This is a genomic window from Streptomyces sp. NPDC051662 (genome assembly GCF_040681655.1).
Lineage (GTDB): Bacteria > Actinomycetota > Actinomycetes > Streptomycetales > Streptomycetaceae > Streptomyces.
Window position 1 is genome coordinate 84813 of the sequence record NZ_JBFAZD010000008.1, and the last position, 13698, is coordinate 98510.

The window sequence follows — 13698 nt, forward strand, 5'->3', positions numbered from 1 at the left end:
ACGTTCGGGGCAACCGGATTTCTGACGAAACGATGACCTCGGGGGCACTCTTGTGCGAAGCGGCGAGAGTGGCTTTAGGTTGGACGAAGCGCTTCGCCCCCGACCCGGGAGCGGAGTCCGGTCACGGTCTTCGACAGGAGGATCCGGCCATGCCATCCCATGGTTTCACCGATGAGGGAACACCACTCGGCGAGGACGACGCCGAGGATCTACTACGCGGTATCTGTTTCAAGACGGGCCCGCCCCGCACCGTAGGTGTGGAACTGGAATGGCTCGTGCACGACCTGCGCTCCCCCGAAAGAGCGGTCCCGGCCCGCCGCCTCAGAGAGGCGTACGAGGGGCTTCGGACCCTGCGTCTCGAATCGGCACTCACCTTCGAACCCGGCGGCCAGCTGGAGCTCAGCTCCCCGCCCGCCGCGTCACTGATGGAGTGCATCACCACCACCGCCGCGGATCTGGACACCGTACGCCCGGCGCTGCGAACGGCCGGACTCGCGCTCGCGGGTCTCGGACAGGACCCCTGGCACTCCCCGCATCGCATGCTGCGGGAGCCGCGCTATGACGCGATGGAGACCTACCTCGACCGGATCGGTCCGGCCGGACGCGCCATGATGCGGACGACGGCCTCCATCCAGGTGTGTCTGGACGCGGGCCACGAGGAGCCGGGGCCGCTCGGTTACGGCCGGCGCTGGCAACTCGCCCATCTGCTGGGCGCGGTGCTGGTCGCCGCCTTCGCCAACTCCCCCATGAGCGAGCGCAGACCGACCGGCTGGCGCTCCACCCGGCAGGCGATGTGGGCACAGCTGGACCCGGCCCGTACCGCCGCGCCCTCGGCGCGGTACGAGCCCCGTACCGCCTGGGCCGCGCATGCCCTGGACACACCGGTGATGTGCATCCGGGCGGAGAAGGGGCCCTGGCCGGTGCCCGACGGGCTGACCTTCCGCGAGTGGATACGGTCGGGAGTGCCGCGTCCGCCGGTCCGCGCGGATCTCGACTACCACCTCACGACGCTCTTCCCGCCCGTCCGGCCGCGTGGTCATCTGGAGTTGCGGATGATCGACGCCCAGCCCGGCGAGGACGGCTGGATCGTGCCGCTCGCCGTCACCACCGCGCTGTTCGACGATCCCGAGGCGTCGGAGACCGTCTACCGCACCGTCAAACCACTGGCGGAGACCGCGGGATCGCTGCCCGCGCCCCGCAATCTCCTCTGGGCCAACGCGGCGCGGCACGCGCTGAGCGACCCGGAGCTGCACGCCGCGGCGATCGTCTGTTTCGCCGTCGCCCAGGAAGCACTTCCGCGCATCGGCGCCACGCGGGCCGTACAGGACGCGGTCGCGGCCTTCAACGACCGCTATGTCGTGCCCGGCCGATGTCCCGCCGATGATCTGCGCGCCTCTGTGAACGGGAAGGACCCGAGGACATGACCGACTCCGCGAAAACCATGGACGGCGCGGACAGCGCGGAAGCCGTCGAGATACCCGCGGAGCGGCTCCGGCGCCGCGCCGTCGAGGCCCTGACGGCCGCCAGGGACCGTACCGCTCTGCTGACCTCCTGCGTCGACGACCACGAGCTGACCGCGCAGCACTCACCGCTGATGTCCCCGCTGGTCTGGGATCTCGCGCATATCGGCAACCAGGAAGAGCAGTGGCTGGTACGGACGGTAGCGGGACGCGACGCCATCCGGCCGGAGATCGACTCCGTCTACGACGCCTTCGAGCATCCCCGGTCGGCACGGCCGACGCTGCCGCTGCTGCCGCCCGCCGAGGCGCGCGCGTACGCCTCCGACGTACGCGGCAGGGTCCTCGACATCATCGAGCGCACCCCGCTGCACGGCGGTCCGCTGCTGGACGCCGGGTTCGCCTTCGGCATGATCGCCCAGCATGAGCAGCAGCACGACGAGACGATGCTCATCACCCACCAGCTGCGGAAGGGCCCCGCCGCGCTGACCGCGCCCCCGCCGCCCGCCGGGGACACCACCGGACTGCCCGCCGAAGTGCTCGTACCCGCCGGGCCCTTCACGATGGGCACCTCCACCGAGCCCTGGGCGCTGGACAACGAGCGCCCGGCGCATCAGCGGCTCGTCCCGGCGTTCTTCATCGACACGGTGCCGGTGACCAACGGTGCCTACCAGCACTTCATCGACGACGGCGGCTATACGGACGAACGCTGGTGGGCGCCGGCCGGCTGGGAGCAGATCCGTACGCATGGCATCGGCGCTCCGCAGTTCTGGCGGCGCGAGGGCGGGCAGTGGCTGCGCCGCGCGTTCGGGGTGGTGGAGCCGGTGGCCGCGGACGAGCCGGTGCTCCATGTCAGCTGGTACGAGGCCGACGCGTACGCCCGCTGGGCGGGGCGGCGGCTGCCGAGCGAGGAGGAGTGGGAGAAGGCCGCCCGCCACGACCCGCTCTCCGGCCGGTCGCTGCGGTATCCGTGGGGCGACGACGAGGCCACCCCGGAGCGGGCCAATCTCGGCCAGCGCCATCTGCGGCCGGCCCCGGCGGGCAGCTATCCGGGGGGCGCCTCCCCGCTCGGCGTACGGCAGTTGATCGGGGACGTCTGGGAGTGGACGTCGAGTGATTTCCTGCCGTATCCGGGGTTCGCCGCGTTCCCGTACCGCAAGTACTCGGAGGTGTTCTTCGGCAGCGCCCACAAGGTCCTGCGGGGCGGCTCGTTCGCGGCGGACGCGGTGGCCTGCCGCGGCACGTTCCGCAACTGGGATCTGCCGGTGCGCCGCCAGATCTTCGCCGGCTTCCGTACCGCCAGGGATGTCTGATGTGCCGCCATCTCGCCCGGCTGGGACCGCCGGTGGCGCTCGGTGAGGTACTGGTCGCGCCGCCGCACGCGCTGTTCCGGCAGTCCTGGGCGCCGCGCCGGCAGCGCAACGGCACGGTCAACGCCGATGGCTTCGGGGTGGGGTGGTACGCGGACGGCGATCCGCTGCCCGCGCGCTACCGGCGTGCGCGGCCCATCTGGGGCGACCTCGGATTCACCGATCTGGCGCGGGTGATCCGTACCGGCGCCCTGCTCGCCGCGGTACGTGACGCGACCGAGCCGGGCGCCGACGGGGAGGCCGCCACCGCGCCGTTCGCCGACGGGCCATGGCTGTTCAGCCACAACGGCTCGGTCGGCGGCTGGCCCGGCAGTCTCGCGGCGCTGGCCGCGTCCCTGCCCGCCGAGGAGCTGCTCACCCTGGCGGCCCGCAATGATTCCGCGCTGGTGTGGGCGCTGCTGCTGCACCGGCTGCGGGCCGGTGACGAAATCGGTCAGGCGCTGGGCGACACCGTCCTCGATGTCGCCGCCGCCGCGCCCGCCTCCCGGCTCAATCTGCTGCTCACCGACGGCGAGCGGATCGCCGCGACCGCGTGGGGGGACACCCTCTGGTATCTCACCGACCCCGGGGGCCATCGGACCGTGGTGGCCTCCGAGCCGTACGACGACGACGCGCGCTGGCGCGAGGTCCCCGACCGCACCCTGCTCGTGGCGACCCGTGACGACGTGCAGTTGTCCCCTCTCAAGGAGCCACCCGAGTGAGCCCGTTCCTGCTGACCCGCACCCTGCCCGAGGACGCCACGGACGCCGCCCTGCGCGCCGATGTGCTCCAGGGGCTGACCCGTACGCCCAAAGTGCTGCCTCCCAAATGGTTCTACGACTCCCGGGGCAGCGAACTGTTCGAGGAGATCACCAGGCTGCCCGAGTACTACCCGACCCGCGCCGAGCGGGAGATCCTGCTCGCCAGGGCGCCGGAGATCGCGGTGGCGACCGGCGCGCGGACCCTCGTCGAGCTGGGGTCCGGATCGTCCGAGAAGACCCGCCATCTGCTGGACGCGCTCACCGGTCTGCACAGCTATGTGCCGGTGGATGTCAGCGAGAGCGCGCTGACCGGTGCCGCCGAGTCCCTGCTCGCCGAGCACCCCGGACTCCAGGTGCACGCGCTCATCGCCGACTTCACCCAGGGGCTGGCGCTGCCCGACACCCCGGGCCCCCGGCTGGTCGCGTTCCTCGGCGGCACGATCGGCAATCTGCTCCCGGCGGAGCGCGCGTCGTTCCTGGCCTCGGTCCGGGGCCTGCTCGCGCCCGGCGACGCGCTGCTGCTCGGTACGGATCTGGTCAAGGACGAGTCCGTACTGGTCAGGGCGTACGACGACGCGGCCGGGGTGACGGCCGCCTTCAACAAGAACGTCCTCAGCGTCATCAACCGGGAGCTGGGCGCCGACTTCGATCCGCGCGACTTCGACCATGTGGCGCTCTGGGACGCCGGGCACGAGTGGATCGAGATGCGACTGCGAGCGCGCCGGGACCTCACGGCGAAGGTCCCGGAGCTGGATCTGGTGGTGCATTTCGCGGCGGGCGAGGAGGTGCGTACGGAAGTGTCGGCGAAGTTCCGTCAGGATCGGGTCCGCGCCGAACTGGCCGAGGCGGGAATGGAGTTGACGCACTGGTGGACGGATGAGGAGGGCCGGTTCGCCTTGTCGCTCGCGATCGCCGTGTGAGGGGTACCGACCGCGGTCCGGGCGACGCCGTCGTCCGTGACCGTGCGGGCGATACCTGACCGGGCGTCCCTGGCCAGCTCGCGGCGGTCGGTGTGGCGCCCGGCGGGGATCAGCGGGAGGACCGTGATCTCCGCCGTGAGCCCGCCGGCCGTCACGACCCGCCACAGCGAGGCGGTGATGGTGTCGTCCCCGACGAACGCCGGGGCGCCGGACGGCTCCCCGTCCGGTGCGCGGTAGGTGATACGCACCGGGCGGACGGCGGCGTCCGCGTCCAGCGCCGCCTGGAAGACGGCGGTGGTGAACCGGCCCTGCTCGCGCCCGCACCAGGTGCAGGCCTCGGGGAAGACGATCACCCGCGAGCCGGCGGTGAGCGCGGTGGCGAGGGTCCGTACGGTCGTGGGCAGCGCCCGCAGCCGCTCCCGCTCCACGAACAGGGTGCCGCCCAGCGCGGCCAGCGCGCCCAGCAGCGGCCAGCTCCGTATCTCGCTCTTGGCGAGCATCCGGCCAGGGAAGACCGCGGCGAGGAGCGGTATGTCCAGCCAGGAGACATGGTTGGCGACGACCAGCACCCCTGAGCCGCGCCCCGGCGGGGGCTCCCCCACCACGCGGACGCGCAGGCCGAAGAGCCGGAGCGCCATGCGCGCCCAGCGCCGGGTGAGCCAGTCCCGTACCGCCCCTCCCAGGAGAGCGAGGAAGGGGGACACCAGCGCACCGGCCAGGACGAGACCGACCCCCGCGAGCAGCCGTACGGACCCGATCAGCGCTCCGGCCGAGGGGCCCTGGTGGGTGGAGCAGTCACGCGGGGTGCAGGGCGCGGTCGGCAGCCAGGCGCTCATGCGCTGGGGGCGAGCGAGAGGAAGTGCCGCAGATAGCGCGGGTTGGTGCGGCGCATCGACAGCAGTACGTACAGGTCGGCGACGCCGAACTCCGGGTCGTGCGCGGGCGCGCCGCACACCCAGGCCCCGAGCCGCAGATAGCCGCGGAGCAGCGGCGGCAGCTCGGAGGGCTTGGCAGCGGCGGCGGACGCGTCCGGGGTCCAGAGGCGGTGCGGCGTCACCCAGTACTCCTCGGGCGCCAGGTGCTTCTCCTTCACGGTGCTCCAGGTCGAGGCGGCGAGCGCGCCACCGTCGGCGAGCGGCACCGAGCAGCAGCCGGCCAGCCAGTTGTAGCCGCTGTCGGTCATATAGCGGGCGAGCCCGGCCCAGATCAGGGCGATGACACCGCCGGTGCGGTGCAGGGGGTGCACGCACGAGCGGCCGACCTCGACCAGATCGTGGCGGATCGGGGCGAGCCGGGAGAGGTCGAACTCGCTGTCGGAGTAGATCCGTCCGGCGGCCCTGGCGCGCTCGGGCGGCAGCAGCCGGTACGTACCGACGACCTCGCCTGTGCTCTCCTCGCGTACCAGCAGGTGGTCGCAGTACGCGTCGAAGGGGTCGATGTCCAGTCCCGGTTCGGGGCCGTCGAGCCTGGCGCCCATCTCACCGGCGAAGACCAGGTGGCGCAGCCGTTGCGCGGCCCGGACGTCCTCCTGGTCGCGGGCGAGGGACACGATGTAGCGCGGCTCCGCGGGGCCGGTGCCCTTCCCGGGGGCGGGTGCGGGTGCGGCGGGGACGAGGGGAGCGGGTGCGATGGCGGACATGTGGACTCCTGTGCCGGTAGGGAAGGCAGGCCACCGGGGACCGTCGCTCGCGCGACGGGGCCCGGCACCTAGTTTCTTCCGTGGCCGACTGGATTTGACATGACCACACGGAGGAGAACGGATGTGAGACGGCTGAATGGCCGGGAGCGCGCGGGACCGGAGTCCGCGCCCTGTACACCCCCGGGCAATCCGGCCCGCCCCGTGAGAGACCCCCGACGCACCATGGGAGTCTCTGCACGAATCGATGAGATCCTGACCGAACCGCGGGAAGCCCGGGCGTCACCGTGGGAAACCCGGGAAGGGCCTCAGCCGGAGAGCAACTCCGTACTGATCATCTCCGACGCCGTCTTCGCCGACTCCTCCGGGTCCTCACCTTCAAGGACGGCCGTCATATACGGCTTGATCGGGTTGTCGGCCTCGACGCTCGCCCACTGGGGGGAGTTCGGGGTGGCCCGCCCCCGCGCGGCGCCCTCGGCCATCGCGGCGGCGCTCGCGTCGCCGCGGATGACCCCGGCGAGGGTCGTCTTGTTCGGTACGTAGCTCATCGTCCGGGCGAGATCCGTCTGCCAGACCTCGCCCGCCAGTGCCTTGACCACCTCGACGGCGGCGGAGTGATGGCTGGAGTTCTTCGGCACGATCAGATCGGAGCCGCCGGTGAAGACGGCCCCCGGCTTGTCCGCGGTCTTGCCCGGAATGGGGAAGAAGCCGAGCTTTCCCTTCAGTTCGGGGTTCTTCTCCTCGATGATCCGCGCCGAACTGGGGGTGGAGATGATCTGGGCGACATCACCCTTGGCGAAGACCTCGGCCTGCGGGGGCTTGGCCTCGTCGGAGTTCTTCGGTCCGTTGCCCAGCGACTGGAGGTCCTTGTAGAAGTCCATGCCTCTCAGCGCGGCGGGCGTGTGGATCGTCCCCTGCCACTCGCCACCGGTCTCGACGGCCAGTTCGCCGCCCTCGTCCCAGATGAACCCGGCCAGGGTGTACCAGTCCTGGCCGGCGAGATAGATGCCCTGGTTCCCGCCCCGGTTCAGCTCGGCGGTGTCGTCCAGCCACTGTTCTCTGGTCTTGGGCGGTTCCTCTATCCCGGCGAGCGCGAACAGGTCCTTGTTGTAGATCACGACGCGATTGGCCGCGTACCAGGGGATGCCGTACTGCGCGCCGTTGATGCTGCCCGGCTGGGCGAGACCGGGCAGCCAGTCCTCGCTGCCCAGATCCCGTACCGACTCCAGGGTGAGATCGCGCAGATTGCCGCTCTCCGCGTACTGGGCGACCTGGGTGTTGCCGACCTCGATCACATCCGGCGCGTCTCCGCCGTCCAGCGCGGTCATCACCTTCTCGCCGATGCCGGTCCACTCCTGGATCTTGATGTCGAGCCGGACGGACGGATGTCCCTTCTCGTATTCGCTCACGAAGCGCTGGAGGAAGTCGTCCGAGACACTGTCCTTCATCAGCCAGACGGTGACCGTCACGGAGTCGTCCCCACCGGGCAGTACCCCGCAGCCGCAGAGGGCGACGGAGGCCACAAGAGCCACGGAACAGGCGAGAGGGCGGTTCTTCACGTAGGTCAACCTTCTGGCGTGAGGGCACGGTGCAGGAAGAGGGCCCGACGTGGGGGGAGCGAACCGGGTTCGCACGGGTGTGTGGGATTTTGGTATGGACCAAACGGCCGGTCAAGTCCCGGAAGCGAACGGAAGGCAGACGGAAGGGGCGGCGGAGGGCCATCCGGCGCCGGATGTCTCGCGGACCGCCGTCCGGTGGGGCACGGTGGGGTGACACCGCGACACCCGTGACGCGTCAGAGGAGAGCGCCCCCATGTCCCATCACACCTATCGGGTCACCGAGATCGTCGGCACCTCGCACGAGGGCATCGACGACGCCATCCGCAATGGCATCGCCCGTGCATCCCAGACACTGCGGGGTCTGGACTGGTTCGAGATGACGGAGGTACGGGGCCATATCGTCGACGGCGACATCGAGCACTACCAGGTGGGACTGAAGGTCGGCTTCCGCCTCGACGACGCCGGCTGAGCGGGTGGCCGGGCCGCCGTCAGGTGCGGCCCTCGCGCTGCTGCGCGTCCTTCAGCGCCTGTGACGTGCTCGCCCAGCGGGCCCGTACGACCCTGAAGCCCGCCTGTTCGGCGGCCTCGCAGACCAGTTCGTCGTCGTCCACCAGCATCCGCACCTCCCGGCGGCCGGCCAGCCCGCGCAGGATCTCCAGTTTGGTCGTGCGCGCGGGCCGCCGGTCGCCGTTCCCGCGCATCCAGATCCGCCCCTCGGGCAGGCCGTGCTCGCGCAGCCACGCCACCGTGTCCGCGCGGCAGCGCTCCGGACGGCCGGTGAGATACATGACCTCACACTCCTCGCCGGCTTCCGCCACCATGCGTACGCCGTCGGCCAGGGGGGTGTCCTGCCGGGCCGCGCCGAAGAATCCGTTCCAGTCACGGGGCCGCCGCTCCAGGAAGTGCTGACGGTGACCGGTCTCCGCCAGCGTTCCGTCCAGATCGAATATGGCCAGCGGCCTGCTGCTCTTCGTCATCCCGCTCCCCCTCGTCCGTCTCACGTCCACCAGCCTAGGCCGTGTCCTCAACGACAACGCGTTCGACATCGCGCGCCCGGCCCCGCTAGCCTGCCGCCATGTCCAGTCCCGAGGCCTCAAGACTCTAGCCACCGGTCGTCCGGTGGCCTGCTCGCGTTGTCGCGTCGACAAGCTCGGCGGCCCAACGGGCCGTTGGTGCTCTCGGCCGCTGCGCGCTGCCACCTGATCGCCGTAGTACGGACTGTGCGCGGCCTCGACCGGGCGTCACTTCCCTGACGCCGGGGGCCCTTCGCGCGGTGGTCGCCGCGTCCCGCGACCCACCGCTGCCTTGTCGGTGTCTTCACCGACCGCCTTGTCGATCCATTCGGTCACACGATCCACCGTGTGGTTGCGGAGTTCTGTTATGCCATTCGCTCTTTACCTCCTCGGACTGGCGGTCTTCGCCATGGGGACGTCCGAGTTCATGCTGTCCGGCCTTGGACCGGACATCGCACACGATCTGGGGGTGTCCATCCCGGCGGCGGGGTCGCTCACCTCCGCGTTCGCCGTCGGGATGGTCATCGGCGCGCCGCTGATGGCGATGGTCAGCCTGCGCTGGTCACGACGGCACGCGCTGCTGATCTTCCTGCTCACGTTCCTGGCCGTCCATGTCGTCGGCGCGGTCACCACCAGTTTCGGGGTGCTGCTGGTGACCCGGGTCATCGGGGCCCTGGCCAACGCCGGGTTCCTCGCGGTGGCGCTGGTGACCGCCACCGGCATGGTCGAGCCGAACGCCAAGGGCCGCGCCACCTCCGCGCTGCTCGGTGGTGTCACCATCGCCTGCGTCGCGGGCGTTCCCGGCGGCGCGCTGCTCGGTCAACTGTGGGGCTGGCGCGCGGCGTTCTGGGCGGTGGCGATCGTGTCCGTGCCCGCCGTCGTCGCGATCCTGCGGGCGGTGCCGAGCGGCGGCGGCGCCGCTCGGACGAGCGTACGCCGGGAACTGCGCGCGCTGCGCGAGCCCCGGTTGCTGGTGACCCTGCTGCTGGGCGCGCTGGTGAACGGCGCGACGTTCTGTACGTTCACCTATCTCGCACCGCTCCTCACCGAGGTGGCCGGACTCGAATCCGCCTGGGTGCCCGCTCTGTTGGCGCTCTTCGGTCTGGGGTCGTTCGCCGGGGTCACCATCAGCGGGCGGCTCGCCGACGTACGGCCCGTGCCGCTGCTGGTGGCCGGTGGTGTGGCGCTGCTCGCCGGCTGGGCCGTCTTCGCGCTGACGGCCACGAACCCGGTCGCGGCGGGCGCGTTCGTGTTCGTGCAGGGGACGCTCTCGTTCGCCGTCGGCTCCACACTGATCTCGCGGGTGCTGTACGCGGCGACCGCGGCGCCGACCCTGGCCGGCGGGCTCGCCACGGCCGCGTTCAACGTGGGCGGCGCGATCGGGCCGTGGGCCGGGGGTATCGCGATCGGCGCCGGGCTGGGCTTCCGCGCGCCGCTGTGGGTCAGCGCGGTGCTGGTGGCCCTCGCCCTCGCCACCGCCGGCGTCGCCCACGGAGTACGGCGCCGGACGGCGAACGAGCGCGAGGAGGTACCCACCGCGGCCCCGTGACGGGGCCTCAGGAGCGTGAGACCTTACGGGTCGCCCGCAGCCACTCCTTGTTCATCGCCGCGATGGACGGCAGCGGGATGCCCTTCGGGCAGGCGGTGGCACACTCACCCGCGAGGGTGCAGCCGCCGAAGCCCTCCTCGTCCATGGTCGCGACCATGTCGAGGACCCGGGTCTCACGCTCCGGCGCGCCCTGCGGCAGCACATTGAGATGATTGATCTTGGCCGAGGTGAAGAGCATCGCCGAGCCGTTGGGGCAGGCCGCCACACAGGCGCCGCAGCCGATGCACTCCGCGTGTTCGAAGGCGAAGTCGGCGTCGGGCTTGGGGACCGGCGTGGCGTGTGCCTCGGGCGCGGCGCCGGTGGGGGCGGTGATGTAGCCGCCCGCCCCGATGATCCGGTCGAAGGCGGACCGGTCCACCACGAGGTCCTTGACCACCGGGAAGGCCCCGGCCCGCCAGGGCTCGACGTCGATGGTGTCGCCGTCGTTGAAGTGCCGCATATGGAGCTGGCAGGTGGTGGTGCGCTCGGGACCGTGGGCGTCGCCGTTGATGACCACCCCGCACGCGCCGCAGATGCCCTCGCGGCAGTCGTGGTCGAAGGCGACCGGCTCGTCGCCCTTGAGGATCAGCTCCTCGTTGAGGGTGTCCAGCATCTCCAGGAACGACATGTCCTCGGAGATACCGTCGATGCCATAGGTGACCATGGCGCCGGGGGCGTCGGCGTCCGGCTGTCGCCAGACGCGCAGGGTGAGCCTCATGCGTAGCTCCGCTGGGTGGGGTGGACGTACTCGAAGACGAGGTCTTCCTTGTGCAGGACGGGCGCGGTGCCGGTGCCGGTGAACTCCCAGGCCGCGGCGTACGAGAACTCCTCGTCGCGGCGGGCGGCCTCACCGCCCTCGGTCTGTGACTCCTCGCGGAAGTGGCCGCCGCAGGACTCGGCGCGGTGCAGGGCGTCGAGGCACATCAGCTCGGCCAGTTCCAGATAGTCGACGATGCGATTGGCCTTCTCCAGCGACTGGTTGAGCTGCTCGCCGGTGCCCGGCACCTTGATCCGGCGCCAGAACTCCTCGCGGATCTGGGGGATCCGGTCGAGCACCTTGCGCAGGCCCTCGTCGGTGCGGGCCATACCGCAGTGTTCCCAGAGGAGTTCGCCGATCTCCTTGTGGAACGAGTCGGGTGTACGGTCGCCGTCGACGGCGAGCAGCAGCCGCAGCCGGTCCTCGGTGTCGGCGAGCGCCTCGGCCACCTCGGGGTGGGAGTCGTCGATCTCGTCGTGGTGCGGGTTGCGGGCGAGATAGTCGTTGATGGTGGACGGAAGGACGAAGTAGCCGTCGGCCAGGCCCTGCATGAGCGCGGACGCGCCGAGTCGGTTGGCGCCGTGGTCGGAGAAGTTGGCCTCGCCGATCGCGAACAGCCCCGGCACGGTGGTCTGGAGGTCGTAGTCGACCCAGAGCCCGCCCATCGTGTAGTGGATCGCCGGGTAGATCCGCATGGGCACCTCGTACGGATTCTCGGCGGTGATCCGCTCGTACATCTCGAAGAGGTTGCCGTACTTCTCCTCGACCGCCTTGCGGCCGAGCCGGGCGATGGCGTCGGCGAAGTCGAGATAGACGCCCTGTCCGCCGGGGCCGACCCCGCGGCCCTGGTCGCAGACGTTCTTCGCGGCCCGTGAGGCGATGTCGCGCGGGACGAGATTGCCGAAGGACGGGTAGATCCGCTCCAGGTAGTAGTCGCGCTCGTCCTCGGGGATCTCGGCCGGGGGCCGCTGGTCGCCACGTGCCTTCGGCACCCAGATGCGGCCGTCGTTGCGCAGCGACTCGCTCATCAGCGTCAGCTTGGACTGGTGGTCGCCCGAGCGCGGGATGCAGGTGGGGTGGATCTGGGTGAAGCACGGGTTGGCGAAGTGGGCGCCGCGCCGGTGCGCCCGCCAGACGGCGGTGGCGTTGCTGTTCTTGGCGTTGGTGGAGAGATAGAAGACATTGCCGTAGCCACCGGAGGCCAGCACGACGGCGTCCGCGAAGTAGGTGGAGATCGCGCCGGTGATCAGATCACGGGCGACGATGCCCCTGGCCCGTCCGTCGACCACGAGCAGATCGAGCATCTCGGTGCGCGGATGCATCTCGACGGCGCCCGCCGCGATCTGCCGGGACAGCGCCTGGTAGGCGCCGAGCAGCAGTTGCTGGCCCGTCTGGCCGCGGGCGTAGAAGGTACGGGAGACCTGGACGCCGCCGAAGGAGCGGGTGTCGAGGAGGCCGCCGTACTCCCGGGCGAAGGGGACGCCCTGGGCGACACACTGGTCGATGATCTCGACGGAGACCTCGGCGAGCCGGTGGACATTGGACTCGCGGGCCCTGAAGTCGCCGCCCTTGACGGTGTCGTAGAAGAGCCGCTGGATGGAGTCGCCGTCGTTGCGGTAGTTCTTGGCGGCGTTGATGCCGCCCTGCGCGGCGATGGAGTGGGCGCGGCGGGGTGAGTCCTGGTAGCAGAACTGGACGACGTGGTAGCCCTGTTCGGCGAGGGTGGCGCCCGCGGCGCCGCCGGCGAGGCCCGTGCCGACGACGATCACGGTGTGCTTGCGCCGGTTGGCGGGGTTGACCAGCTTCGCCTCGAAGCGGCGCCGGTTCCAGCGCTCGGCGACGGGTCCGTCCGGCGCCTTGGTGTCGACGATCGGCTCACCGACGGTGTATTCGGCGTAGTTGGTGGGTTCGTTCATGTCAGCTCACCACTCCGGTCATGACGGCGACGGGTACGGCGATGAATCCCGCGGTCAACGCCAGCGCCAGCAGACTGGCCGTGCCCTTGAGGACGCGTTCGCGGGTGGCGTTGCCCGCGCCGAGGGTCTGTGCGGCGCTCCAGAAGCCGTGCCGGACATGGAGTCCGAGGGCGAGCACCGCGACGATGTAGATGACGTTCCCGTACCAGGTGGAGAAGGTGTCCACGACGTTCTGATAGGGGTGGCCGGCCTGGAAGCCGCCGGGGTGCACCGTGCCGGTGGTCAGATCGAGGATGTGCCAGACGATGAACAGGGCGAGGATGATCCCGCCCCAGCGCATGGTGCGGGTGGCGTAGCCGGCGCGGGCCCGCTTGTGTACGTACTTGCTCGGGCGGGCGGCGAGGTCACGGCGGCTGAGCTGGTAGGCGCAGACCGCGTGCAGGACGACGGCCACGACGAGGACGACGCGGAGGATCCAGAGCGCCCACTCATAGTGCAGAATCGGTTCGCCTATGGTCCGCAGCCAGTGCGCGTAGTCGTTGAACTCCGGCGGTCCGAAGAAGATCTTGAGATTGCCGAGCATATGCGCGACCAGATAGCCGAGCATGATCAGGCCGCTCACGGCCATGATCGTCTTTTTGCCGATCGTCGATGCCCAGAGGGTGCGGGTCATGGACGGCCGTTGGTCCGTCCCCCGCGTTGCCAGCGCCATGGACAGCACGCTAGGCCCCGCGATGCCAAG

At 70.7% G+C, this 13698-nt stretch carries 13 protein-coding genes; 6 read left to right on the forward strand and 7 right to left on the reverse strand.

All coding sequences use genetic code 11. The features are described 5' to 3' along the window. Window positions 1–149: 149 nt before the first annotated feature. Genes egtA through egtD form a run of 4 tightly spaced genes read left to right on the forward strand, consistent with a single transcriptional unit; the run spans window position 150 to window position 4487 of the window. On the forward strand, window positions 150–1424 hold the full coding sequence (gene egtA, locus AB0M67_RS15510) for an ergothioneine biosynthesis glutamate--cysteine ligase EgtA (protein ID WP_365745878.1): 1275 nt from the start codon (window positions 150–152) through the stop codon (window positions 1422–1424). Window positions 1425–1441: 17 nt separating this feature from the next. Then, entirely contained in the window at window positions 1442–2770 is a 1329-nt protein-coding gene (egtB, locus tag AB0M67_RS15515) for an ergothioneine biosynthesis protein EgtB (RefSeq protein WP_365746078.1), read from the forward strand. Next, window positions 2770–3528, forward strand: a complete 759-nt coding sequence (gene egtC / locus AB0M67_RS15520; protein ID WP_365745879.1) for an ergothioneine biosynthesis protein EgtC — start codon at window positions 2770–2772, stop codon at window positions 3526–3528. Before egtB ends, egtC begins: the two co-directional genes overlap by 1 nt. Continuing rightward, on the forward strand, window positions 3525–4487 hold the full coding sequence (gene egtD, locus AB0M67_RS15525) for an L-histidine N(alpha)-methyltransferase (RefSeq protein ID WP_365745880.1): 963 nt from the start codon (window positions 3525–3527) through the stop codon (window positions 4485–4487). Before egtC ends, egtD begins: the two co-directional genes overlap by 4 nt. Here the strand turns inward: egtD and AB0M67_RS15530 are convergent. From AB0M67_RS15530 to AB0M67_RS15540, 3 genes are all read right to left on the reverse strand, one after another. Beyond that, complete coding sequence (locus AB0M67_RS15530) at window positions 4382–5323, reverse strand: lysophospholipid acyltransferase family protein (RefSeq protein ID WP_365745881.1); 942 nt, start codon at window positions 5321–5323, stop codon at window positions 4382–4384. The two genes, egtD and AB0M67_RS15530, sit on opposite strands and share 106 nt — an antisense overlap. Next, window positions 5320–6126, reverse strand: coding sequence for a GNAT family N-acyltransferase (locus AB0M67_RS15535; protein WP_365745882.1), 807 nt, complete (start codon window positions 6124–6126; stop codon window positions 5320–5322). Before AB0M67_RS15535 ends, AB0M67_RS15530 begins: the two co-directional genes overlap by 4 nt. Before the next feature lie 305 nt (window positions 6127–6431). Beyond that, window positions 6432–7682 (reverse strand): extracellular solute-binding protein, encoded by a 1251-nt coding sequence (locus AB0M67_RS15540; protein ID WP_365745883.1) that lies wholly within the window; start codon window positions 7680–7682, stop codon window positions 6432–6434. 253 nt (window positions 7683–7935) lie between these two features. Here AB0M67_RS15540 and AB0M67_RS15545 point away from each other — a divergent pair, with 253 nt between their 5' ends. Continuing rightward, entirely contained in the window at window positions 7936–8151 is a 216-nt protein-coding gene (locus AB0M67_RS15545; protein WP_249950155.1) for a dodecin, read from the forward strand. A gap of 19 nt (window positions 8152–8170) precedes the next feature. Here the strand turns inward: AB0M67_RS15545 and AB0M67_RS15550 are convergent, their stop codons facing one another. Further along, the gene (locus AB0M67_RS15550; protein ID WP_365745884.1) at window positions 8171–8659 is read right to left on the reverse strand and encodes a hypothetical protein; all 489 of its coding nucleotides are present in this window, start codon (window positions 8657–8659) and stop codon (window positions 8171–8173) included. Window positions 8660–9062: 403 nt separating this feature from the next. Here AB0M67_RS15550 and AB0M67_RS15555 point away from each other — a divergent pair, with 403 nt between their 5' ends. After that, window positions 9063–10244, forward strand: a complete 1182-nt coding sequence (locus AB0M67_RS15555; protein ID WP_365745885.1) for a Cmx/CmrA family chloramphenicol efflux MFS transporter — start codon at window positions 9063–9065, stop codon at window positions 10242–10244. A 7-nt stretch (window positions 10245–10251) separates the two neighbouring features. Here AB0M67_RS15555 and AB0M67_RS15560 read toward each other — a convergent pair whose 3' ends face one another. The 3 genes from AB0M67_RS15560 to AB0M67_RS15570 are packed head-to-tail and all read right to left on the reverse strand — an operon-like array spanning window position 10252 to window position 13668. Beyond that, window positions 10252–11001 (reverse strand): succinate dehydrogenase/fumarate reductase iron-sulfur subunit, encoded by a 750-nt coding sequence (locus tag AB0M67_RS15560; protein WP_030349362.1) that lies wholly within the window; start codon window positions 10999–11001, stop codon window positions 10252–10254. After that, a complete protein-coding gene (locus tag AB0M67_RS15565) occupies window positions 10998–12956 on the reverse strand; it encodes a fumarate reductase/succinate dehydrogenase flavoprotein subunit (RefSeq protein ID WP_365745886.1) in 1959 nt (652 codons plus the stop codon). The genes AB0M67_RS15560 and AB0M67_RS15565 overlap by 4 nt, the downstream gene beginning before the upstream one ends. 1 nt (window position 12957) lies before the next feature. Continuing rightward, the gene (locus AB0M67_RS15570) at window positions 12958–13668 is read right to left on the reverse strand and encodes a succinate dehydrogenase (protein WP_365745887.1); all 711 of its coding nucleotides are present in this window, start codon (window positions 13666–13668) and stop codon (window positions 12958–12960) included. Between the last annotated feature and the right edge of the window lie 30 nt (window positions 13669–13698).

What these genes read in the sequence shown, in the direction of transcription:
- egtA (WP_365745878.1), top strand. Translation starts at nt 150, where the DNA reads ATGCCATCCCATGGTTTCACCGATGAGGGAACACCACTCGGCGAGGAC.
- egtB (WP_365746078.1), top strand. Translation starts at nt 1,442, where the DNA reads ATGGACGGCGCGGACAGCGCGGAAGCCGTCGAGATACCCGCGGAGCGG.
- egtC (WP_365745879.1), top strand. Translation starts at nt 2,770, where the DNA reads ATGTGCCGCCATCTCGCCCGGCTGGGACCGCCGGTGGCGCTCGGTGAG.
- AB0M67_RS15530 (WP_365745881.1), bottom strand. Translation starts at nt 5,323, where the DNA reads ATGAGCGCCTGGCTGCCGACCGCGCCCTGCACCCCGCGTGACTGCTCC.
- AB0M67_RS15535 (WP_365745882.1), bottom strand. Translation starts at nt 6,126, where the DNA reads ATGTCCGCCATCGCACCCGCTCCCCTCGTCCCCGCCGCACCCGCACCC.
- AB0M67_RS15545 (WP_249950155.1), top strand. Translation starts at nt 7,936, where the DNA reads ATGTCCCATCACACCTATCGGGTCACCGAGATCGTCGGCACCTCGCAC.
- AB0M67_RS15550 (WP_365745884.1), bottom strand. Translation starts at nt 8,659, where the DNA reads ATGACGAAGAGCAGCAGGCCGCTGGCCATATTCGATCTGGACGGAACG.
- AB0M67_RS15555 (WP_365745885.1), top strand. Translation starts at nt 9,063, where the DNA reads ATGCCATTCGCTCTTTACCTCCTCGGACTGGCGGTCTTCGCCATGGGG.
- AB0M67_RS15560 (WP_030349362.1), bottom strand. Translation starts at nt 11,001, where the DNA reads ATGAGGCTCACCCTGCGCGTCTGGCGACAGCCGGACGCCGACGCCCCC.
- AB0M67_RS15565 (WP_365745886.1), bottom strand. Translation starts at nt 12,956, where the DNA reads ATGAACGAACCCACCAACTACGCCGAATACACCGTCGGTGAGCCGATC.
- AB0M67_RS15570 (WP_365745887.1), bottom strand. Translation starts at nt 13,668, where the DNA reads ATGGCGCTGGCAACGCGGGGGACGGACCAACGGCCGTCCATGACCCGC.